This window comes from Neobacillus cucumis, from assembly GCF_023715505.1.
Genome location: NZ_JAMBOH010000029.1, coordinates 30,095 through 54,172, shown reverse-complemented (window position 1 = coordinate 54,172; position 24,078 = coordinate 30,095). Strand labels below are relative to the sequence as shown.

Below are 24,078 nucleotides of genomic sequence, written 5' to 3'. Positions count from 1 at the left end.
CTTCCTGCCTTGAGGAAGGTGCGAAATGTATATTTCGGCAAGAGAACGGCAAATTCTTGAAATCCTATTAAAAACCACTGATGAAACAACCGTAAAGGATCTTGCAGATTTAATTGGTGTTAGTGGAAGAACGATCCATCGAGATTTAAAAAACATAGAAGATATTTTGAACGATTATAACCTGACATTACAAAAAAAATCAGGAGTCGGTGTCCAACTAACCGGCGAGAAAAAAGGAATTGCGGATCTGGAACTCTATTTGTTTAATCTGTCACATACAGAATATACACCAGATGAACGACAAACCATTATGCTATGTGAGCTTTTAGAAACAAATGAACCTGTAAAACTTCTTGCACTTGCCACAGACCTAAACGTAACCATTGCAACTGTAAGCTCTGACTTAACAAAATTGGACGAGAAGTTAAAATCGTTTGGATTAGATCTTATCCGAAGAAGAGGATACGGTGTAGAAAGAGCTTCTTTCCTTAACACGAGATAATATTCAAATGAGATCGACTCAGCAAAACCACACTATTTCTGAAAGACTAATGGGACTGGTTGAAAAAAGGAAATTAGTTATTGTTGAAAACATAGTTAAGTCTATTGTTCAAGAGCTGCCCTTCTCAATGGCAGACAGTGCTTATATTGGTCTTGTGGTTCATTTAGCTCTGGCTTTAGAAAGAATCCAAAAAGGGGAAGGCATTAAAATAAATTTGGCCTATTTGGTGGACCAGAAGGTAACCAAGGAATACACTTATGCACAAAAAATAGTCTCCCAATTGGAGCAGGTATTTCAAATTAGTATACCGGATGCCGAAGTAGCCTATATTACCATACACTTAAAGGGAGCTAAACTAAGGCATGAAAATGAACATGTAATAGAGGATGCAAGTTTACAGACCGCCATAAAAACAAAAAGGCTTATAGAAATAGTCGGGAAGTTAGTTGGTATAGATTTAACGTCCAATCGTTCTCTTTGTGAAGGTCTTATTGTACATCTAAAGCCAGCAATCTATCGGATAAAGGAAAAGATGGGCATTAGTAACCCTTTGCTAGATAAAATAAAAAAGGATTATGAGGATTTATTTGCAATCGTCAAACAAGCTGTAGACGAGGTGTTCCCTGAGTTTTTTGTTCCGGATGAGGAAACAGGCTATCTAGTCATGCATTTTGGGGCGGCTATAATGGGAAATAAGGACCTCGGAAGCTTTAAAACACTTGTGGTTTGTTCTAGTGGCATTGGCACATCTAAAATGCTGGCAACAAGATTACAAAAAGAATTCCCAGACCTAAAACAAATCCAAAATGTATCGGTAATGGAATTTCAAAAAATGAATAAGGAAGAATATCAACTTGTGATATCAACCATCCCTATTCCGGAGTATGATTCGGATTATATAGTGGTAAATCCATTTTTAAATAAGGATGAAATTGTAAAAATCCGGTCTTTTTTAAATGAATACAAGTTTGCTATTAGTTCAGAAAAACAACATCCAGTTACTTTCCAAACAAATCAGATTGCAAAAAATACTATTAGTTTTATAGAGGAAATGAAAAGTATCAAGGAATATGCAAGCACGATTGCAACCGTTCTAGAGGGATTTGAAGTAATAGATGTAAATGGCTGCCACACGGTGGAAGGGCTCTTAACGATTGCCTGTAAAAACCTGTCTGATCAACAAAGGATAAATGATGCCGAAAAGGTAATACAGTCCATCCTTGAAAGAGAGAGTCTGGGGGGAGTTGGTATCCCTGAAACAGCCATGGCGTTATTTCATGCCCGTTCGCAGCATGTCCTGCAGCCTTGTTTTATCATCAACATCCTTCATACACCAATCGTGGTTATTGGTATGGATGGGGTAGAAATGAACATGAAATCTCTGATTCTGCTTTTATCACCTAGTCATACAACCAATAAGACTTTAGAGGTATTGAGCTTTCTAAGCTCATTGTTAATCGAAAGCGAAGAAACGATTAGAATTTTTCAATCTAATAGTAAAGAACAAATTACAGGATTACTAACGGCCAGATTTGAGCAATTTTTTAATCAAAAATTAACAGAATTAAGGAGTGTATAAGAAATGGCAAATTCAATTTTAGCAAAAGACAATATTCAATTAAACACAACCGTTCATTCAAAAGAGGAGGCAATTAGATTAACGGGTAAAATTCTTGTTAAAAAAGGCTATGTGGAGCCTAACTATATTGAAAAGATGCTCGAGAGGGAACAATTAACTTCTACTTATATGGGGAACTTTGTAGCCATTCCACATGGCACAGAGGACTCGAAGCCTTTTGTAAAGGAATCAGGCATATCGTTTGTTCAAGTACCTCAAGGGGTAGACTTTGGTGCAGGAAATATTGTTAAACTGCTTATTGGTATTGCCGGAAAAGATAATGAACATCTAGATATCCTATCTAATATTGCCATTGTTTGTTCCGAAGAAGAGAACATCGAGAAACTTGTTTCCGCACAATCTGTTAATGAAATACTTGCTATTTTTGAAGATGTTAATTAATTTCATAGCTACTGACTTAAGTAAACCCTAAAGGAATCGATTGACCATCAATCTTGGAGCTCACCCCTTCATTTATTGCTAAGAAGAATAGGTGAATATTTCATATTCTTTGAGAAACAATATGTTTGTCGCTTTGACTGTGACAAACATCACTTTCCTCTTTATTGTATACAGAGGACTAGTACTTTACTATAAATAATGTACTAAACAATGAAGGGATGAGAGCAAATGGCTCAATCAAATATAAAAGTAGCGGTCCAAAAGTTTGGTAATTTCCTAAGCTCAATGGTTATGCCGAATATATCCGCTTTTATAGCATGGGGTCTAATTACGGCCTTATTTATTCCAACAGGTTTCTTTCCGAATGAAAGCCTTGCCAAAATGGTTGGCCCAATGGTTAGTTACTTACTGCCACTCTTAATTGGATATACAGGCGGTAAGCTTGTACATGAGCAACGCGGAGGAGTAGTTGGTGCCATTGCAACCATGGGGGTCATTGTGGGGGCACCAGATGTTCCAATGTTCTTAGGTGCCATGATCATGGGACCATTCGGCGGCTGGGTGATCAAGAAATTTGACCAATCAGTCGAAGGGAAAATTAAAGCTGGCTTTGAAATGCTGGTTAATAACTTTTCAGCAGGTATTTTAGGTGGATTGCTGGCCATTCTATCTTTCTTGGCAATCGGACCAGCAGTAGATGTGTTTACAGGCTGGCTTGTTGCAGGTGTCGATTGGTTAGTTAGTACAGGGTTATTACCACTAACAAGTATTATCATTGAACCTGCGAAGATCTTATTCTTAAATAACGCGATCAACCATGGTGTTCTTTCACCAATCGGTGTAGAGCAAGCAAAAACAGCAGGAAAGTCATTACTATTCCTTCTAGAAGCAAACCCAGGACCTGGTATTGGTGTGTTGCTTGCCTACTGTATCTTTGGAAAAGGTACGGCAAAAAGAACGGCTCCAGGTGCTGCTATTATTCAATTCTTTGGCGGAATTCATGAAATCTACTTCCCCTACATTTTAATGCGCCCAATGTTGTTCCTAGCAGTCATTCTAGGCGGGATGAGCGGCGTATTTACATTGGTTCTTTTAGGCGGCGGATTACTTGCGCCGGCATCACCAGGTAGTATCTTAGCTATTATGGCAGTTACTCCTCATCATGCAGGAACCTACATGGCCAACCTTGCAGGAGTACTTGTTGCAGGAATTGTATCTTTTGTTATTTCATCATTTATTTTAAAAACAGGTAAAGAACAAGAGGAAGATATCGAGGAAGCTGCAAGAAAAATGCAGGAAATGAAAGGGAAGAAGAGCTCGGTTTCTAATGTGTTTGAAGCTAATACCGGCACCATGCCTGAAAAAGTAAACAAAATTGTTTTTGCTTGTGATGCAGGAATGGGTTCAAGTGCAATGGGTGCTTCCTTACTGCGTAAAAAGGTAAAAGAAGCAGGCTTGAATATTTCAGTTACAAATACGGCCATTAGTAACTTGCCAGCGGATGCACAAGTTGTTGTCACACAAGAAGAGTTGACACCTAGAGCACAGAATAAATTGCCAAATGCATACCATATTTCGGTTGATAATTTCCTATCGAGTCCAGAGTATGATAAATTAATTAACCAACTTAAAAATCCGGAAACTGCTCAACTTCAAGAAATCGTTGAAGACGCGGAAGCGAATGTTCCGGAAGCAGAAAACCAAGCGAACGACGCACTACTTCTTGAGGAAAATATTTTCTTAAATCAGTCCTTCTCCTCGAAGGAAGAGGCGATTCGTTTTGCAGGAAGAGCGTTGGTTAATGCGGGATATGTTAAAGAAAGCTATATTGAAGCCATGATCGCAAGAGATGAAATGACATCGACTTACATGGGTAACGATGTAGCAATCCCACATGGAACAGAAGAAGCTAAAAAAGATGTCTTAAATTCAGGCTTTACCGTCTTGCAAGTACCAGGCGGCGTGGATTTTGATGGCCAGAAGGTTCGTCTGATATTCGGTATCGCAGGGAAAGATGGTACACATCTTGAAATCCTATCAGGTATTGCGGTTACATGCTCAGATATGGCTAATATTGAAAAATTAGTTGAGGCAAAATCAGCAAGAGAAATTATGGATATCCTAAATACTAAATAATATATCGAATGAATACAAAAATCGGCATAGCCGCTTTTTGTATTCACTTTTTTATTATTTTAAAAATTACCTTCAGGCTCATTTATGTTACTTCACAGAATCGAGTTGGTAGCATGTATATTACTACAAGGGAAAAGGCAATTATCGAGTTACTTGTTAAAACATCGGGTAAACATACAGTAACATCACTTGCAAACCACTTGAATGTAAGTGTTCGTACGGTGCACCGAGATTTAATCGGGGTAGAAAAAATTCTACAATCCTTTAATCTTCACTTACTTCGGCAGATAGAAACAGGGCTTAGGATTGAGGGGAAAAACGAAAATATATTTCGTTTGGTTCAAAATGTAACGACTATTGTCCCAATTGATCAACCCCCGGAAGAAAAGAAATTGCTGCTGCTGATAGCCCTGATGCAAGAGGAAGCCTTTAAGATACAAGCTTTAGCCAATGAACTTGGGGTTAGTAACGCAACTTTAACAACTTATTTAGAAGAATTGACCGAATGGTTAAGTTCTTTTAATGTGACGATTACAAGAAAAAGGGGAGTTGGCGTTGATCTGATAGGATCGGAGTCAGCTAAACGAAAAGCACTAGCTAGCTACTTCTTGTTGTTTTTTAACGAAGAGCTAATTGAGAGTTTATTTTTGTTAGAAAATCATAAATACGCAAAAGAATTAATTTTACATTATTTTCATCCGGAGTACATTGTTGTTATAGACCGGATAGTAAATACAATTTTTGATCGTACCCAGCAGCGTCTTGCGGATAATGATTATATCGGGCTTATAGTACATATAGGTATAACCATACAACGGGTAGATGCCTCTTTTTTTCTAGAAGAAGATGAAGGGTCTATCCATAACTTAACGAATGAATATAACCTGATCAATGAAATATGTGCTGAACTTGAAACTGTCTTTTCGGTAGCCTTTACGGAACAAGATATAATTTATTTGGCTGTTATCCTAAAAGGCTCAAAGCTTCAGGCTGTGAATATCGTTCCATATGATAGTGTCGTTTTAAGTAAAATGGTCAAGAGCCTGATACAGGATGTTTCTTCACAGCTTCATATTGATTTGACAAATGATTTTTCCCTGTACCAAGGCCTATTAGCTCATATGGAACCATCACTCTATCGGATTAAGCAGCAAATGGGATTGTTTAATCCTTTAAAAGAGGAAATAAAACAGAAGTATCCGTTCCTGTTTTTGGCGGTAAAAAATAGTGTTGAGCAGCTGTTTACGGAGATTGATTCAATCCCTGATGATGAGGTAGCTTTTATTGTCCTGCATTTTGGGTCTGCCCTCGTCATGAGGGAGGAGAAATTATTGATACAGGCACTGGTTGTTTGTCCAACTGGTATTGGCACATCAAAAATGTTAGCAAGTAGGATTAAAAAAGAGATCATCGGAATTGATCATATAGATATTAAATCTATTAAGGAAGTTCAAGATCAAACAAATATAAAAAATTACGATTTAATTATTTCCACCGTAAAACTTCCATTTTTAAATAATGGCTATCTCTTGGTTTCACCTCTTTTAACAGAGGAAAACATACTTGCGATTAAGAGCTATCTAAGAAATAACTTAAAAAAACTTACGGAAAATAGAGAGTATATTCCTATACCTAGTCCAGAAGTTTCTTCAACAGGTGTGGCATCTAGTGGAACAATAGTAGAACTTCTAAGCCAGCTTAAGGCCATCCAAGAAAGTATAGAGTCAGTCTTAAATAATTTTAGAGTATATAAAATGCACCATGTTAATAATCATGATAAAGTGTTGGCAGAAATGGTCATCAACGCCCAAAAGGAAGAGCTTTTAAACTCTGCGATAGATGTTCTAACCTCGTTAAGGGAGAGGGAAAGAATAGGAGGTTTAGGAATACCAGGGACTGGTATGGGCCTTTTTCATTGCAGAGATAAGAATATTCATAAAGTCATTTTTCAAATCTCCCATTTACATGCACCAATATTGGTAAAAGGTATGGACGGCAGCGATATGTACATGAAAAATTTACTATTGCTGTTAGCCCCTGAGGAATTAAGTGTTAGAGAGCAGGAAATAGTAAGCTTGATTAGCACGAGTTTAATTGAAGACAGTGAAGCCATTATGATTTTTTCATCTTCGAATGAGGATGTTATTCGCGGAAAATTAGAAAATATTTTTTTACATTACCTTCAAACAAAAATAATAAAGGAATGATTAGGATGAAACTAGCAGTTCACTTTGGAGCAGGAAACATTGGAAGAGGATTTATCGGAGCACTTTTTTCACAGTCTGGCTATCACGTGACATTTGTTGATATTGCCGACCAAATTATCAATCAGTTAAATGAGGAAAAACAATATCAAGTAAAATTAGCCACACCTGAACAAGAGAGCATGACAATCAAGAATGTTTCCGGATTAAATAATATGACACAAGAAAGCGAAGTAGTTGAAGCAATCAAACAAGCTGTTTACGTAACTACGGCGATAGGTCCAAATATTCTCCCTCATATTGCACCGCTCATTGCAAAGGGTTTGGCTGAGCGAGTAAAAAATAACGATGAGAGGTTGTATGTAATAGCCTGCGAAAATCAAATTTCAGCAACCGACCTATTAAAAGGATATATTTATGAACATTTAGATAGTGAAACAAAGGAGAAGTTAGCGGATAAAGTTTACTTTTTTAATTCCGCTGTTGACCGGATTGTACCTCTTCAAAACAATCAAGGCTCACTCGATGTTTTAGTAGAACCTTATTATGAATGGGTAGTAGAAACAAGTGAAACTATCCCGCCAGTTGAAGGGATGACATTGGTCCGAGACCTTGCTCCTTTTATTGAACGGAAGTTATTTACGGTAAACACAGGCCATGCTGTTATTGCCTATTTGGGATATCTGGAGAATAAGTCTACTATTGATCAGACATTGGCAGATGAAGAAATTGTAAAACAAGTTCAAGCCACTCTTGGTGAAACAGGCGCTTATTTAATTTATCAATATGGCCTCAATCCTGAAGAACACAGCGAATACATCGACAAGATTATTCATCGTTTTCAAAATGCTTATTTAAATGATGACGTAACAAGAGTAGGACGTTCACCAATCCGTAAACTTGGTCCTAATGACCGTCTTGTACGACCTGCTGTCGAAGCCCAAAAGGCTGGCCTTTCATACACCAATCTTGCAAAGGCAATTGCTGCTGCTTTACTTTTTGATCATCAAGAAGATCCAGAAGCTGCTAAACTGCAAGCAATGATTAAGGAAAATGGACTTTCTGCTGTTTTAAAAGAAGTAAGCGGGTTGGATGAAACCAGTGAAATCACCCAAGAAGTAATTAGATATTATGATATGTTAAAGAAATAAAGGAAAGGTGTCAGCCCTGCTGCTTCAAAGCAGCGGGAGACTGACCCTTTTTTAACAGGTAAGAAAGTATAAAAGTTTTTACTTAGAGAATTGTCCGGCTCCAGCGCCTAGCCCCTCGAGGTCACAAGCCAATCCGTCCAAAAGGTTAGAGAGCAACCTTTCGGCCGGCTCGTCTTGTGCTTGTCGGGGCTGACCAAGGCGCTTGCGCCTTTCTTACTATTGAATAATAGATATTTTCTCTTTAAGATAGTAGAAAGGTTGTTACAAAGGGGATGGAGTCAATTGGAACAAAAAATATTACCTGCTTCTGGGAATATGAAGGAATTTGAGAACTTCCTAAAAAGCCCATATGAAATCGGTGTTTATTTAGATATGCATATAGCGCAACTAAAAAATATTAGTTTAATGGCAAATCAACATAATAAAAAAATGATTTATCATGTTGATTTAATCCATGGAATTAAAAATGATGAATATGCAACCGAATATATATGCCAAGAATTCAAGCCTTACGGATTAATTTCAACCAAGTCAAGCGTCATCCAAAAGGCAAAGCAAAAGGGTGTAATTGCCGTGCAAAGGATTTTTTTAATTGATAGTCATGCGCTAGAAAAAAGCTACAAGTTAATTGAAAAAACACAGCCGGATTTTATTGAGGTACTTCCTGGAGCAATGCCTAAAATGATAACGGAGGTAAAAGAACGAGTGAAAACGCCTATATTAGCTGGAGGACTCATTCGTACATCTGAAGACGTTTATGCAGCATTAGAAGCAGGTGCCTCTGGAATTACAACTTCTAAAAAAGAGCTATGGAACCTATTTGCTAAATAAATTTTCAACTTTAATACTATATTAATCATAAATATGTGTTGACACCGCTTTCACTTGCGTAATATACTCTTCTTAAGTTAATAATTTGTGACGGAGATAAGGAGATTCACACAGAAACCCATTTATGGGTTCATTCTGTTGTGGATCTCTTTTTTTCGTTTACAGCTTGGACAGACAGAAAAAAATAATATTATAAGAGAGAGGGAAAGAAAAATGACACCATTCGTTGGGGAAATGATTGGAACAATGATTCTTATTGTGTTTGGTACAGGAATTGGCGCTGGCTCCTCTTTAAAGAAGTCATATTCCAATAATGCGGGATGGATCGTAATTACAGTTGGATGGGGACTTGCAGTAACAATGGGAGTTTTGGCGGTAGGGTCGGTGAGTGGAGCTCACTTAAACCCAGCAGTAACAATAGCCTTAGCATTAAATGGAGATTTTCCTTGGTCTAATGTGCCATCCTATATTTTGGCACAAATGCTTGGCGCTATTTTAGGATCGGTGTTAATTTATTTACATTACCTGCCTCATTGGAGGGAAACGGAAGATCCTGCAACAAAGCTTGGGGTATTTGCAACAAGTCCTGCTATACCGCATACTTTTTCAAATCTATTAAGTGAAATTATTGGTACCTTTATCCTTGTACTTGGTCTATTATTTATTGGGGCTAATAAATTTACAGAAGGATTAAATCCAATTGCTGTTGGTTTATTAATCGTGGTCATCGGGATGTCCTTAGGTGGGACAACTGGTTATGCGATCAATCCTGCTCGTGACCTCGGTCCGCGAATTGCCCACTTCTTATTGCCAATCAGTGGTAAGGGAAGTTCTAATTGGGGCTATTCTTGGATTCCGGTTGTCGGACCGCTTTTAGGCGGCTGCCTTGGTGCAGTTTTTTATAAAGTAGTCTTTCTAGGAAAAGCAACAGGGTCTCTTTGGATTGTATTAGGAATCAGTCTTGTGGTACTAATACTTTCATTTGTTTCTAGTAAAAAGCAGAGTTCTCTTAGAAGTCGGGCTAACCAAGTAGCTTAATAGTAAGTTATTTTTAAATGGGGGAATTTATCATGGAAAAGTATATTTTATCTTTAGATCAAGGTACAACAAGCTCAAGGGCTATTCTTTTTAATAAAAATGGAGAAATTGTTCATACTGCTCAAAAGGAATTTACACAACACTTTCCGAAACCAGGATGGGTGGAACATAATGCAAATGAAATTTGGGGTTCTATTCTTTCTGTCATCGCTGGAGTGCTCTCTGAGTCGGGGATCAAACCTGAACAGATTTCCGGAATCGGTATAACAAACCAGCGTGAAACAACGGTTGTATGGGATAAAGAAACAGGAGAGCCAGTATACAATGCACTAGTTTGGCAGTCTCGCCAAACTAGTGAAATTTGTGAACAGCTGAAAGTGAAGGGATATAATGATCTTTTCCGGGAAAAGACAGGGCTGCTCATCGATGCCTATTTTTCCGGAACCAAAGTAAAATGGATTCTTGATAATATAGAGGGTGCACGGGACAAAGCAGAGCAAGGCCAGCTTTTGTTTGGAACAATCGATACATGGCTGATTTGGAAGCTCTCCGGAGGCCGTGCTCATGTAACGGATTATTCTAATGCATCTCGTACACTAATGTTTAATATTTATGAACTTAAATGGGATGATGAATTATTAGAAATACTAGGGGTTCCAAAATCAATGCTTCCAGATGTACGCCCTTCATCAGAAGTTTATGCAAACACCATTGATTACCATTTCTTTGGCAAAGAAATCCCGATCGCTGGAGTGGCAGGGGATCAGCAGGCAGCATTGTTTGGGCAGGCTTGTTTTGAAGACGGAATGGCTAAAAACACATATGGCACAGGCTGCTTTATGTTAATGAATACGGGAGAAAAAGCAGTTCGATCTGAACATGGCTTATTAACTACCCTTGCTTGGGGTTTAAATGGCAAAGTAGAATATGCACTCGAAGGCAGTATTTTCGTAGCAGGCTCAGCAATCCAATGGCTTCGTGACGGCTTAAGAATGTTCAAGGACGCCAAAGATAGTGAGGAATATGCGAAAAAGGTTGAATCTACTGAAGGTGTGTATGTCGTCCCTGCTTTTGTTGGATTAGGAACACCTTATTGGGATAGCGATGTCCGCGGAGCTGTGTTTGGTTTAACACGGGGAACATCGAAGGAACACTTTATCCGGGCAACGCTTGAGTCATTAGCCTATCAAACAAAGGATGTATTATCCGCAATGGAAGCAGATTCTGGAATTGAACTAAAAGCGCTTCGTGTGGACGGCGGTGCTGTGAAAAATGACTTTTTAATGGAGTTTCAAAGTGATCTATTAAATGTTCCGGTTGAACGTCCGGTGGTAAATGAAACAACGGCATTGGGAGCGGCTTATTTAGCGGGACTCGCAGTAGGTTTTTGGGAAAGTCAGGAGGAAATTGCAAAACAATGGGCGGTAGACCGCAAGTTTGATCCAAAAATGACAGACGACAATCGAAACAATCTATATGATGGCTGGAAAAAGGCAGTTAAAGCTGCAATGGCCTTCAAATAATAATAGTTGTATCTAGATGATTCAGTATGGTAAGCTATAGATAAGTTAATATTTGTCAGGAGAAATCGGAGAGACCACAAAAACATTATCGGAATTGGATAATGTCTTTTGTGGTCTTTTTCTATTTCCATCCTATATTTTAATGCATATGTAAATAATAAGACACTTAATCGGAGGAAGAGACGATGAAATTTTCAACTTTACATCGGAAAGAGATAGTCAATAAATTAAAAGGTGAAACATTTGATGCATTAGTTATTGGAGGCGGTATTACCGGCGCAGGGATAGCATTGGATGCTGAATCACGTGGATTGAAAACGGCTCTTGTTGAAATGCAGGATTTTGCAGCCGGTACATCAAGCAGATCAACAAAACTCGTTCATGGCGGCTTACGGTATTTAAAACAATTTGAAATAAAAATGGTAGCGGAAGTTGGAAAAGAACGGGCCATCGTTTATGAGAATGGCCCCCATGTAACAACACCTGAATGGATGTTATTGCCGATTCACAAAGGGGGAACGTTTGGTAAGTTTAGTACATCAATCGGCTTGCGGGTTTATGATTTTTTAGCGGGAGTGAAAAAGCAAGAACGTAGAAAAATGCTTTCAGCTGAGGAGACACTTGCCAAAGAACCGCTGGTTAAGAATAGTGGATTAAAGGGCGGCGGTTATTATGTAGAATATCGCACCGACGATGCTCGTTTGACGATTGAAGTAATGAAGGCTGCCGTTGAAAAAGGTGCCACTGCTATCAATTATACAAAAGTAATGGAGTTGGTTTACAACAATGGAAAAGTGATTGGAGCACTTGTACAAGATCTGTTAACCGGTGATAAATACGAGATCCATGCGAAAAAAGTGGTCAATGCGGCGGGACCGTGGGTTGATAAAATCCGCGAAATGGATCATTCAAAAAAAGGAAAGGTGCTGCAGCTGTCAAAAGGTGTCCACCTTGTGATCGACCAATCACGATTCCCTTTAAAACAAGCTATATACTTTGATACACCTGATGGCAGAATGGTATTTGCGATTCCTCGTGATGGTAAGGCGTATGTTGGAACCACGGATACTTTTTATAATGAGGATGCAGTAAATCCTAACATGACTGTTGCTGATCGGAGTTATATTATCAATGCTATCAATTATATGTTCCCAGAGGTAAAGATAAGCGAGAAAGATATTGAATCAAGCTGGGCAGGTGTTCGGCCGCTGATCTATGAAGAAGGAAAAAATGCCTCTGAAATCTCTCGAAAAGATGAGATTTGGGAATCGAAATCAGGATTAATTACCATTGCTGGAGGCAAATTAACTGGTTATCGTAAAATGGCTGAAATTGTGGTTGATCGATTAGTATCTATATTTCAAGTTGAAGAATCAAGAAGTTTCTTACCTTGTCAAACAATTCATCTTCCGGTTTCCGGAGGTGACGTTGGAGGTTCGAGTAATTTTAATAGTTATGTTGATAAGATGCTTAAAAAAGGAGAAGAAGCTGGATTAACAAAAGCAGAAGCGGAACATTTAACGAGAATGTATGGTTCGAACGCAGCTGCTGTTTTTAACATCTTCGAGGAGAATGCAGCTGATGCAGTGAAATATAACTTGCCGCTGCCTCTCTTTGCAAAATTAATTTATGGAATTGAACATGAGATGGTAGTAACACCAATTGATTTCTTTAACCGCCGTACTGGGGCTATTTTGTTTGATATTCAAACAGTGAAAAAGTGGAAGAAGCAGGTACTTGCCTGCATGGCAGAGAAACTAAATTGGACGGAACAAGTTAAAAATAATTATTCAGTATTACTCGAACAAAATTTAACAGCTGCTGTCATCCCTGTAGACGAACAACATGTATCTATTCGTGTAGTTAACGGGGACTAAATATTCCCTTTTCAAGAAGGCACTAAAAAAACAATCCAGCTTCATAGAAACTGGATTGTTTTTTTATCAGGTAAGATAAGAAAGTATAAAAGTTTTTACTTAGAGAATTGTCCAGCTCCAGCGCCTAGCCCCTCGAGGTCACAAGCTTATCCAGTTGCGGCTCCTTGGGACGCAAGTCTAGCCATCCCCTGAAGAAGGCAAAAAGCGCCTTCTTGCAGGGTACGTCTTAGCCTAGAGTCCCAGGACAGTCGCCTCCACATTTAGGACAATCCGTCCAAAAGGTTAAAGAGCAACCTTTCGGCCGGCTCGTCTTGTGCTTGGCTACAGAAAGCTATTGCTTTCTGTACGCATTAAGGGCGACTAGTCTCTGGCCCTGCTTTCGCTGGCCAGTCGACAAGTCGCCCTATATCGGGGCTGACCAAGGCGCTTGCGCTTTTCTTTAGAATGCCCAGTCGCCGTTACGGAAGATCGGAACAATAGTGCCATCCTGCTTAATTCCATCAATATTCATTTTGTCAGAACCAATCATAAAATCGACATGAACAGTAGAAGTGTTCATACCATGCTTTAATAATTCCTCTTCACTCATTTTCGTACCACCCTGTATGGTAGTAGGGTACGCCGCCCCAATGGCTAAATGGTTCGATGCATTTTCATCATAAAGAGTAGTAAAGAAGGTAATGCCAGATTGAGAGATAGGTGATGGGTCTGGAACTAAAGCAACTTCACCCAGGCCGGTACCGCCTTCATTGTCAAATACGAGTTTCTTAATGGTTTCATCGCCTTTTTCTGCTGAAATATCAACAATTTTTCCGTCTTTAAAGTGTACTTCAATACCCTCTATTAACGTACCCGCGTAGCTAAGAGGCTTGGTGCTGCGAACGACACCATCCATACGATGGGTATCTGGGGCTGTGTAAACCTCTTCCGTCGGCATGTTAGCGATAAATTCTTCCCCTTTTGGATTACGGCTTTCCGCGCTCATCCAAATGTGATTCTTTGGAAGTCCTAACGTCAGATCGGTACCAGGAGCTGTGTAATGCAGAGCATCAAACTGGATTTCATTTAATTTTGCTGCTTTTTCATTCAATGTCTGTTTATGTTCATCCCATGCAGCAATGGGATCGTCAGCATATACACGGCAAGTTCTAAAGATTTGATCCCAAAGAGCATCTACTTGTTCTTCTGAAGTAGCTAAGTCAGGGAATACTTTAGCCGCCCAGCCAGCCCCGGCAGCTGCGGCAACAGTCCATTTCAGCTCATCGTTTTGTGTAGCCACACGTTGTGCCTTGAATGCTTTCCCTGCTTTATTTTGATAGGCAGCAATTTTAGCTGGATCCACTTCATTTAATAGCCCAGGATCACTTGATACGATTGAAAGCCGGCTAACACGATGATTTAAAACATGGTGTTCGGATTCTTGAATTTCATAGTCGGGGATGTTGGTTAGCACATCCACTGGTTGATGTAAGTAATTCAGTTTGCTAATTTCATCATCAGACCATTTTACAATTACTTTTTCAGCACCTAGTGCATAGGCTTCTTTGGTAATATAACGAGCTAAAGGAGCCTGGTCAACCGTGATCGTCATTTTAACCCAATCGCCGGGCTGAACATTGATTCCTTTGGCAACAAGCAGCCTTGCATATTTATGTAGATTTTCTTCAAAGTTAGAAAGCACTTTGTTTCCCTCCATTCATTTACTTTCATTGACTATACTAGCATAGTATACGAAATTTTCGTGAAACTAAGTCCTGTCTATGTTCGCGTAATCTTTTAAAAAAAGGTCAGTCCTTCCTAGGTGATTGACTGGCCCTGGAATGGTGGAGACTTACTTCATTTCTTTTCCCTTTTTATCAAGTGAATGACTTGTGAACAAACAATTTTTTTAAGTCGGCGAAATAACTAATTAAACGTTTGATTAAAATTATTGAGGGTGGAGGAAAAACTAATTAAACGTTTGATTAAATGAGATTAGAACTGCTGGAAAGGGCTTTTAAGAAGGCTAATCAAACGTTTAATTAAAAATTTATTTCGTTTACTTCCAAATGAGATATAATGTCTCATCCGTTTGAAACAAATCATAAGCTATGATATATTAATAAGGCATTGACCAAAAAACTAATTTAGTCAAATAGGAGGACCAAAACATGGCTCCCGATAGAAGAACAATGATCATAGAAGCGGCAACAAAGTCTTTCTCGTTATTCGGCTATAAGGCCACCACCATGGACCAGGTAGCAAGGCTCGCAAATGTTGGTAAAGGAACAATTTATACCTTTTTTAAAAATAAAGAAGAACTTTTTGAAGAAATCATATCTAAATTAGTAAAAGAAATGATTGCTGAAGCTGAGGCCGTCATCGACAAGGGATTACCATTTACGGAGAATGTCCACCGGGCCCTGACTCGATTATTAGCCTTTCGTTCTCAGCACCAGTTGATGATCAAGCTTGTCCAAGAAGAAACAGAAATGGGGACATTAGCGGTATCCGAAATGTTGAAGCATGTAGAGGATGAAATTATTGCATATTTAAGAGAAAAGATTGAAACGGCAATTGCAAAGGGAGCCATTCCACCTGCAAATACGGAAGTAATCAGTTTTCTATTGCTAAAAATGTACATAGCCCTCGTCTCTGATTGGGAAAGAAACCACGACCCATTGAGTTCCGAGCAAATTGCCGACGTCATGAAAAATTTTCTGCTTAGAGAGGGGATAAAATAAGAACAGACTTGTGTCAGGCGCACAAGTCTGTTCGTGTATTTTAATAATAAAATTGATGTGATGATCGGGGTACCGGTGTTTTCCGTTTACTTGCAAGCGTGTACTCCTCCATTAACCCCAAAAAGATTCCAAGTAAGAAAAGGACGACTGAAGCAGCGGTTAATCCGATACCCAATCCGAGCGCGAGGTTGAAACCGTTTTCAAAAATACTGAATAAAAGAAAAATGATTCCAAATCCTCCAACGTAGGTTGATGCCGTTTTAAAAGTTTGTAAATTCTTTACATATTTTTCATGCATATCCATCAACTCCTTATACTGAATATTCTACCAATTGTCACAGAATTGTCAAACTTTTTTTAAAATAATATAGGAGCCTTGACAAATGGCTCCCTTAGTTTATTGTTTATTTTTTAAGTTCTCCTGTGCCATTTTAACCAATTCGCGAACCATACTGCCGCCGAGCCTTCCGCCAACCTTCCCAGCTTGTACAGAGGTCAGCTGGCCGTTATATCCCTTTTTTAAAGGAACACCAACCTCCTCGGCCGCTTCAAATTTAGCATCTTCAGGACTTCCGGATTGAACAGCTCTTGCCTTCAAGGCATCTAATCCATTACGGGCTTCCGGAACAAGTATTTTATTTCGTCTGGCCATAAAAATCCCTCCTTTACCAGTAAGGTTCCCTAATGAAAAAATAATCAACACCTATGGATAAATCCTAATCTTTCCAGTATAATAACTGATAATCAAACTGGAAAAGTCAATGAGAAAGAAAGTAGTTATCTGGGAAGTTATAGCGAGTCAGGGAGGGTGAGAGCCTGACACAAGAACAGATAATGAAACGCACTTTTGAGATGCCAGCCTGAATAAAGTAGGGCGAGGCCGGAGAATCCTCCGTTACAAAAGAAAGCTGGTTCTTTGTGAACAATTAGAGTGGTACCGCGGGAAAACCATACTCTCGTCTCTTATATAGATGCGGGGGTTTTTTATTTTTATAGAAGCAAAGGAGGTCATTAACATGAATTATAAAAAGGAGCTAGCTGACATACTTTATGGTCTGCTCGGGCAGGGAATACCTGCAGACCAATTGGAAATTTTGATTGAAAAACCAAAAAACCCAGACCATGGGGATATGGCATTCCCATGCTTTACACTGGCTAAATTGAAACGAAAATCACCTAACGTTATTGCCCAAGAACTAAGTGAGAAAATCCAATCAGCAGCATTCGAAAAGATAGAGGTTGTAGGCGGGTATATCAATATTTTTTTAAATAAAAAGCTCGTCTCTGAAACGCTAATAAATCAAGTAATCGATGAAAAGGGCCAGTTTGCCGGCCTTGATTTCGGAAAGGGCGGAACGGTGACGATTGATCTTTCATCACCGAATATCGCCAAACCATTTTCGATGGGGCACTTGCGTTCAACCGTGATTGGGAATGCGATCGCACTTATTGCCGAAAAATGCGGATATAAACCGTTTAAGATTAATCATCTTGGCGATTGGGGGACACAGTTTGGGAAGTTAATTACTGCTTATAAACTTTGGGGCGATGCTGAAAAGGTTAAACAAAATCCCATCAAAGAACTCCTTGCTCTGTATATTAAGTTTCATGAAGAGGCAGAAAGTGACTCAACATTAGAGGTTGAAGGGCGCAGCTGGTTTAAAAAACTAGAAGATGGCAACGAGGAAGCCTTATTACTTTGGCAATGGTTCCGTGATGAATCACTAAAAGAATTCTCGCGTATTTATGAGCTGATGAACGTGGAATTTGATTCTTTTGCCGGTGAAGCTTTTTACAATGATAAAATGGATCGGATTGTTAACCTCCTCGAGGAAAAGCAGTTATTGGTAGAATCAGACCACGCTATGGTCGTGGACCTATCCGAGGAACAACTGCCTCCGTGTCTTATTAAGAAGTCAGATGGTGCAACGCTGTATGCCACCCGTGACTTGGCAGCGGCGCTATATCGTAAAGAAAACTACGATTTTGTTCATTCATTATATGTAGTGGGCCATGAACAAAGTCTGCATTTTAAGCAACTAATAGCTGTTCTGGGAAAAATGGGCTATGAATGGGCAGAAAATATGGTTCATGTACCATTTGGAATGATGTTAAAAGACGGCAAAAAGATGTCCACGCGTAAAGGTAAGGTTGTGTTATTAGAGGAAGTACTAAACGAGTCAATTGCGATGGCAAGAAACAATATCGAAGAAAAGAATCCTAATTTAAAAAATAAGGATCAGGTAGCTAAACAGGTAGGTGTAGGGGCGGTTATTTTCCATGATTTAAAAAATAACCGCATGAACGATATAGAGTTCTCTCTTGAGGAAATGCTTCGATTTGAGGGAGAGACAGGGCCATATGTTCAATACACGTTTGCCCGTGCCTGTTCCATTTTAAGAAAAGCAAACTATCAAGCAGTAGTTCTTCCGGAAAACGAGTCAACTACTTGGGAAAAGGAATGGAAAGTGGCAAGTCTCTTGATGGAATTTGCACCTGCTATTAAAAGAGCTTGTGAGAATCATGACCCGTCGCTTATCGGGAAGTATATTATCGACTTAGCTCAAGGCTTTAACAAGTATTATGCAGAAGTAAAAATTTTAGAGGAAAAAGAAAGTTTAGAAGCCCGCTTAGCCCTAGTCTTTTCGGTTACGGTTGTTCTTAAAGAGGGCTTGCGTCTGTTAGGGATTGAAGCACCGGAAGAAATGTAAGTACGTTTTGTTTATTAATAATCCATTAATGGTATAAAATAGAAGCTGAAATTGAAAGAGGAGGCCATTAAAATGAGTGAACTTTTATTTAAAAGCTTTGAGCTGACAAGAAGTTTCTTAGTGAGAAAGGTCGAAGGAATCGATGGGGCAAACGTAGATGTACAGCCAGAGGGTTTTAACAATACCATTCATTGGCATGTGGGGCATGTTCTAACGGTTGCGGAACAATTTATGTTTGGTTTTCCAAAAAAATCAACCAACCTTCCAGCCAATTACATGGAGTTATTTGCAACAGGAACCAAACCGGCTGACTGGCAAGGAGAGGTTCCTTCCATAAAAGAATTAACTGAGCAGTTAAAGGAGCAAATCAAAAGGATCAAAGAAATACCCGGAGAAAGCTTTAATGAGAAGTTAAAAACACCATTTCTTGGTCAAGAAACCTTTGGTGAGCTGGCCAATTTTGCCATCTTCCATGAGGCGAACCATCTAGGTCAAATTCAAGCTATGAAACGAGTAATCGAGATAGCGAAAACCAAATAATAATTAATGAAAAGTCGTTTTTACAGCCGTAGAAACGGCTTTTCACCATAATTGAGAAGGAGATTGTTTTTTGTATGGAAGAACAGCTTCAAAAGGAAAAGATTTGGACAAAAGACTTTGTGCTTATTTGTTTGGCTAATTTCTTTATCTTTCTAGGATTTCAAATGACTCTTCCAACGATTCCATTGTTTGTGGAAGATTTAGGCGGAAATGACCAGCTCATTGGCTTTGTTGTCGGAATTTTTACATTTTCTGCGTTACTGCTTCGTCCATATGCGGGTACCGCTCTTGAAACAAAAGGAAGAAGGTTTGTCTATATAGTCGGTTTAACCATCTTTGTGCTTTCAGTCGGTTCCTTTGGTTTCTTAACCAGTATGGTGTTGTTATTTATGATGAGGGTCGTTCAAGGTGGCGGCTGGGGCTTTTCCACGACCGCGTCAGGTACGATTGCCTCAGACTTAATCCCAGGTTCGAGACGTGGTGAAGGTATGGGCTTTTACGGACTTTCAGGTAATTTGGCACTGGCGATTGGCCCCTCACTGGGACTAACTTTAACGGGTATAATCAACTTTAAACCATTTTTTCTGATATGTGCAGGATTGGGACTGATCGCATTAATTTTATCATCCCGAATTTCCTATAAAAAAATCGATCCAAAACCAGGCATGGAAAAAACAAAGAGTAAGCTTTATGAAAAAGGGGCCTTGAAGCCATCCATTCTGATGTTTTTTATTACCGTCACCTTTGGCGGAATTGCTGCCTTTCTACCCTTATATACAGCTGAAAGGCATATTTCAGGAATTCAATTATACTTCCTATTTTACGCACTGGCTTTAATGATTACGCGAAGCTTTGCAGGAAAGTTATATGACCGAAAAGGACTTCGGGCTGTGTTTCTTCCTGGTACCGTACTAATATTGGCAGCTATGATTTTGTTAGCTTGGCTGCCTAATAGCCTAATCTTATATACAGCCGCGGCGTTTTATGGATTAGGATTTGGTATGGTTCAGCCGGCCCTTCAATCCTGGTCGATTGAAAAGGTGCCAGTAAATCGAAGGGGAATGGCAAATGCAACCTTTTATTCTTTTTTCGACTTGGGAATCGGCCTAGGGGCAATGGGTTTCGGCCAAATAAGCCATCTGCTTGGCTACAGCAGTATCTATTGGATGGCGGCTGTCTCGATTGCTATTTCAATGCTGCTCTACTTCTATTTCTTATACCGGGACCGCTTAAGTGTCTCACAAAATGGGTAGAAAAAGGTATGGAGTATTCCATACCTTTTTCTATCCTTTCTGATAAAATTGGATGATTCCATTGGAAAACGGAGACAGTAAAGGTAGCTATCCATTTTTTAATGATAGGCGCTTACATAAAAAGCGTTCATTAAAATGTTAAATATGGTGCGTTTTTTTTAAGAAATACTTCATATTGATCACACTGTTATGTTAAAATCAATCGGTAATTCTACTTCAAAAAGTGGTAGGTGAAATCACGTGCTTTCTTCTTTTAAGCGTTTTTTAATTGGGCGTCCGTTAAAATCAACGGAATTAGGCGAGCAAAAGTTAAGTATTTTAAAGGCGTTAGCTATTTTATCTTCAGATGCCTTGTCTTCAGTAGCTTACGGGACAGAACAAATTCTAATTGTATTAGCAACCATTAGCATTGTTGCGTTCTGGTATTCCGTACCTATTGCTATTGGAGTATTATTCCTTTTAGCAGCACTCATATTATCTTATCGTCAGATTATTTATTCGTACCCTCAGGGTGGAGGGGCTTATGTCGTATCAAAGGAAAATATCGGTGAAAAAGCAGGCTTAATTGCCGGCGGCTCTTTATTAGTTGATTACATATTAACAGTGGCAGTAAGTGTGACGGCCGGTACAGATGCGATTACATCCGCTTTTCCCGCTTTACATGCACACTCTGTTTTTATTGCTTGTGTATTAGTTATTTTTATTACCATCTTAAATCTGCGTGGTATAACAGAGTCTGCCTCTATATTGGCATATCCGGTCTATTTGTTTGTGATTGGACTATTCGTTTTGATCGGTATAGGGCTGTTTAGAATTGCAACGGGGCATATTACTCCTTCCGCACAACATGCACCAATTGGCGCACCTGTTCAGGGAATCACATTGTTTCTGCTGCTTCGCGCTTTTGCATCAGGATGTTCGGCTTTAACAGGGGTAGAAGCTATTTCCAATGCCATCCCAACCTTTAAAGACCCGGCACCTAAAAATGCGGCGAAAACATTAATATTAATGGGCTCCCTTTTGGCTTTATTATTTTCTGGAATTACCTTTTTGGCCTATTATTATGGAATTGCACCAAAAGCGGAGGAAACGGTTGTTTCACAAATTGCTAAGGAAACCTTTGGACGAAATTATCTTTACTTCTTTGTTCAAGGGACAACTGCACTGATCTTGGTTTTAGCTGCTAATACCGGGTACTCGGCCTTTCCGCTTTTAGCATTTGCTTTAGCAAAAGATAAGTACATGCCAAGAATGTTTACGATTCGAGGAGACCGTCTAGGTTATTCCAATGGAATTGTCTCACTTGGAGTGGCTTCCATCATTCTGATTATAGCTTCAAAGGGCCAGACTGAGCATCTAATCCCGCTGTATGCTGTAGGGGTTTTTATTCCATTTACGCTATCACAAACAGGGATGATTATTAAATGGCTTCGTGAAAAACCTGCCGGCTGGGTGGCAAAGCTAAGTGCCAATTTAGTTGGTGCCCTTATCACTTTAACAGTTTTAATTATTTTCTTTGTTACAAAGTTCAGCCAGGTATGGTTTGTGGTTATATTCTTGCCGCTGATTGTCCTTATGTTTAAAAGAATTAACTCGCATTATGAGGCAGTCGGGGAACAGTTGCGAATCCATCCAGAAGATGAAGCGATGCCGGTTCAAGGGAATGTGATTATTGTTCCGGTGGCAGGTATTACAAAGGTAGTTGAAAACTCTATCAACTATGCCAAGTCTCTAACCGACCAAATCTTTGCTGTTTATGTGTCCTTTGACAGGGAAGACGAAAAGCGGTTTGAGGAAAAATGGCAGAAATGGCAGCCAGATGTTAGGCTTGTGACATTGCAGTCTCACTACCGCAGCATCTTACACCCATTATCAAAGTTCATTGATACAGTTGAGCACAAAGCTAGCGAAAACAATTATCGGGTCACCGTGTTGATTCCGCAGTTTATTACGAAAAAGAGCTGGCATAATATACTTCACAATCAATCAAGTTTATTAATTCGGGCCTACCTGATTTTTAAGAAGAAGGTTATTGTAGCGACACTTCCATATCATTTTAAAAAATAGGAATGTCCGCTTTGCTAAAAAACATATTTATAAAAGGTTTTCTAGGGTTCCGTGGCAGGATGTCAGTCTGGTCCGAGAGAAGACGTACAGAAGAAGCGGTTTCTGTATACACGGAAGGAGAAAAGCCTGGGAGAAAGCGTCGTGACGCGTTCTTCCAGGCTTTTTAATATGGAGTTGAAGGGAGTTTTTTACTTGGATTTATTGCTTGAACATAAATGGGTGATATTAGTCAGTCTTGAAGTACTAGCTTGGACGTCTACTTTTTTTCTTTTGTATGCACGGTATGGGCTCAAATCAGCCTTTTGGTTTAAAGTGGCAACCGTTTTATTTGCTCTAACAGGAGTCATCCCACAAGTCCTAATGGGGATTATAAATTTTATTTCAACGAAAAGAATCGATATGTTTACGCTTATAATCATTCTGCTTCTTGTATATGGCTTTACGATTGGAAAACAACATATCAAAAAACTTGATGCCTGGGCCCAAGCGAAATTCTCTAAGCAGTCGACATAAGAAAAGCGCAAGGCGCCTGCCTATCGGCGACAAGCACAAGACGAGCCGGCTGAAAGGTTGTTTTTTAACCTTTTGGACGGATTGATCTAAATGTGGAGGCGACTGTTCTGGGACTCTAGGCTAAGACGTACCCTGCAAGAAGGCGCTTTTTGCCTTCTTCAGGGGATGGCTAGACTTGCGTCCCAAGGAGCCGCAACTGGATAAGCTTGTGACCTCGAGCCGATGGCGCCTGGAGCTAGACAATTCTCAAAGCCAAAAACTTTTATACTTTCTTATCTCATGAGAAAACCACCGAGCAATTAATCGGTGGTTTTTTTCGTTCTCTTGACTAAATAATAGATCACACCTAAAACAATAGCAGCGATAATGAGCGGTAATACATAAGGATGTGCGACCTCTTTTACATGTGACCAGTTGCTGCCTAACGCCTTTCCTAAATATAAAAAGAGGATTGACCATGGCAATACTGCAGCGACAGTGTAAAGAGTAAATTTACTGGCCGGCATCTTGGCAATCCCTGCAGGAATGGAGATAGCGTGTCTTACAACAGGGATAAACCTGGCGGAAAAGATGACCCCCGCACCATACTTTTCAAACCATTGTTCAGCGACATCAATATGTTTCTTTTTAATAAGGACGTATTTCCCGTATTTCTCCAAAAAGGGTCTTCCGCCATAATAACCTGCCCAATATAAAAAGAGCTGGGCAATCGTCCCGCCGACCGTTCCGGCAATGACCGCACCGACAAAGTTGAGATGTCCTTGGGATATCATGTAGCCGCCATAGCCTAAAACAATTTCACTGGGGATGATTTCAATCATCAGTCCTAAAGCAATCCCAAAGTAGCCTAACTGCGAAAAGAATTCCAAAATTGAGTTAATATAGTCTGTCATAGTTCACCTTCGCTTATTTCTTCTTTAACAATTTATGTTTCTTATTTTATACCAGTTTGTCTCATATTGAAATCAATATGGTGGTACTAAAGAAAT

General features: G+C 39.4%; 20 protein-coding genes, 1 riboswitch and 1 other annotated feature. Of the genes, 16 read left to right on the top strand and 4 right to left on the bottom strand.

From position 1 onward, the window contains the following. Positions 1-25 precede the first annotated feature (25 nt). The 10 genes from M3226_RS25910 to M3226_RS25865 all read left to right on the top strand — a co-directional run bounded on the left by M3226_RS25910 (position 26) and on the right by M3226_RS25865 (position 13,282). Positions 26-502 (top strand): BglG family transcription antiterminator, encoded by a 477-nt coding sequence (locus M3226_RS25910; RefSeq protein WP_251571609.1) that lies wholly within the window; start codon positions 26-28, stop codon positions 500-502. 7 nt (positions 503-509) lie between these two features. Continuing rightward, complete coding sequence (locus M3226_RS25905) at positions 510-2,081, top strand: BglG family transcription antiterminator (RefSeq protein ID WP_251571607.1); 1,572 nt, start codon at positions 510-512, stop codon at positions 2,079-2,081. A 3-nt stretch (positions 2,082-2,084) separates the two neighbouring features. Continuing rightward, positions 2,085-2,522, top strand: a complete 438-nt coding sequence (locus M3226_RS25900; protein WP_251571605.1) for a PTS sugar transporter subunit IIA — start codon at positions 2,085-2,087, stop codon at positions 2,520-2,522. 228 nt (positions 2,523-2,750) lie between these two features. After that, complete coding sequence (locus M3226_RS25895) at positions 2,751-4,658, top strand: PTS mannitol transporter subunit IICBA (RefSeq protein WP_251571603.1); 1,908 nt, start codon at positions 2,751-2,753, stop codon at positions 4,656-4,658. Between the two features lie 113 nt (positions 4,659-4,771). Then, positions 4,772-6,865: a BglG family transcription antiterminator gene (locus M3226_RS25890; RefSeq protein ID WP_251571601.1), complete on the top strand. Its 2,094-nt coding sequence runs from the start codon at positions 4,772-4,774 to the stop codon at positions 6,863-6,865. A gap of 5 nt (positions 6,866-6,870) precedes the next feature. Further along, on the top strand, positions 6,871-8,013 hold the full coding sequence (locus tag M3226_RS25885; protein WP_251571599.1) for a mannitol-1-phosphate 5-dehydrogenase: 1,143 nt from the start codon (positions 6,871-6,873) through the stop codon (positions 8,011-8,013). A 282-nt stretch (positions 8,014-8,295) separates the two neighbouring features. Then, entirely contained in the window at positions 8,296-8,844 is a 549-nt protein-coding gene (locus M3226_RS25880; protein WP_285857998.1) for a glycerol-3-phosphate responsive antiterminator, read from the top strand. Positions 8,845-9,057: 213 nt separating this feature from the next. Continuing rightward, positions 9,058-9,882 carry an MIP/aquaporin family protein gene (locus tag M3226_RS25875; protein ID WP_251571598.1) on the top strand — a complete coding sequence of 275 codons (825 nt, stop codon included), beginning with the start codon at positions 9,058-9,060 and terminating at the stop codon, positions 9,880-9,882. Between the two features lie 32 nt (positions 9,883-9,914). Then, a complete protein-coding gene (gene glpK, locus M3226_RS25870; RefSeq protein ID WP_251571596.1) occupies positions 9,915-11,405 on the top strand; it encodes a glycerol kinase GlpK in 1,491 nt (496 codons plus the stop codon). A 185-nt stretch (positions 11,406-11,590) separates the two neighbouring features. Beyond that, a complete protein-coding gene (locus M3226_RS25865) occupies positions 11,591-13,282 on the top strand; it encodes a glycerol-3-phosphate dehydrogenase/oxidase (protein ID WP_251571594.1) in 1,692 nt (563 codons plus the stop codon). A gap of 439 nt (positions 13,283-13,721) precedes the next feature. On the opposite strand, the gene M3226_RS25860 is transcribed toward M3226_RS25865, so the two are convergent. Beyond that, positions 13,722-14,978 (bottom strand): aminopeptidase, encoded by a 1,257-nt coding sequence (locus M3226_RS25860; protein ID WP_251571592.1) that lies wholly within the window; start codon positions 14,976-14,978, stop codon positions 13,722-13,724. Between the two features lie 454 nt (positions 14,979-15,432). Here M3226_RS25860 and M3226_RS25855 point away from each other — a divergent pair, with 454 nt between their 5' ends. Next, positions 15,433-16,005: a TetR/AcrR family transcriptional regulator gene (locus tag M3226_RS25855; RefSeq protein WP_251571590.1), complete on the top strand. Its 573-nt coding sequence runs from the start codon at positions 15,433-15,435 to the stop codon at positions 16,003-16,005. 40 nt (positions 16,006-16,045) lie between these two features. On the opposite strand, the gene M3226_RS25850 is transcribed toward M3226_RS25855, so the two are convergent. Both M3226_RS25850 and M3226_RS25845 read right to left on the bottom strand, forming a co-directional pair. Then, positions 16,046-16,303, bottom strand: coding sequence for a hypothetical protein (locus M3226_RS25850; protein ID WP_251571588.1), 258 nt, complete (start codon positions 16,301-16,303; stop codon positions 16,046-16,048). Between the two features lie 99 nt (positions 16,304-16,402). After that, the gene (locus tag M3226_RS25845) at positions 16,403-16,657 is read right to left on the bottom strand and encodes an alpha/beta-type small acid-soluble spore protein (protein ID WP_251571586.1); all 255 of its coding nucleotides are present in this window, start codon (positions 16,655-16,657) and stop codon (positions 16,403-16,405) included. 100 nt (positions 16,658-16,757) lie between these two features. Then, positions 16,758-16,972, top strand: a binding site (T-box leader). A gap of 49 nt (positions 16,973-17,021) precedes the next feature. On the opposite strand from M3226_RS25845, the gene argS reads away from it, so the two are divergent. The 5 genes from argS to M3226_RS25820 all read left to right on the top strand — a co-directional run bounded on the left by argS (position 17,022) and on the right by M3226_RS25820 (position 23,089). Next, positions 17,022-18,716 (top strand): arginine--tRNA ligase, encoded by a 1,695-nt coding sequence (gene argS / locus M3226_RS25840; protein WP_251571584.1) that lies wholly within the window; start codon positions 17,022-17,024, stop codon positions 18,714-18,716. 72 nt (positions 18,717-18,788) lie between these two features. Continuing rightward, positions 18,789-19,256: a DinB family protein gene (locus M3226_RS25835; RefSeq protein WP_251571582.1), complete on the top strand. Its 468-nt coding sequence runs from the start codon at positions 18,789-18,791 to the stop codon at positions 19,254-19,256. 74 nt (positions 19,257-19,330) lie between these two features. Then, positions 19,331-20,509, top strand: coding sequence for an MFS transporter (locus M3226_RS25830; RefSeq protein ID WP_251571580.1), 1,179 nt, complete (start codon positions 19,331-19,333; stop codon positions 20,507-20,509). Positions 20,510-20,749: 240 nt separating this feature from the next. Continuing rightward, positions 20,750-22,576, top strand: coding sequence for an APC family permease (locus M3226_RS25825; RefSeq protein ID WP_251571578.1), 1,827 nt, complete (start codon positions 20,750-20,752; stop codon positions 22,574-22,576). A 30-nt stretch (positions 22,577-22,606) separates the two neighbouring features. Next, positions 22,607-22,711, top strand: a riboswitch (guanidine-I (ykkC/yxkD leader). A gap of 57 nt (positions 22,712-22,768) precedes the next feature. Continuing rightward, complete coding sequence (locus M3226_RS25820; protein WP_251571576.1) at positions 22,769-23,089, top strand: hypothetical protein; 321 nt, start codon at positions 22,769-22,771, stop codon at positions 23,087-23,089. A gap of 299 nt (positions 23,090-23,388) precedes the next feature. Here M3226_RS25820 and M3226_RS25815 read toward each other — a convergent pair whose 3' ends face one another. After that, positions 23,389-23,982, bottom strand: a complete 594-nt coding sequence (locus M3226_RS25815; protein WP_251571574.1) for a DedA family protein — start codon at positions 23,980-23,982, stop codon at positions 23,389-23,391. Positions 23,983-24,078 lie beyond the last annotated feature (96 nt).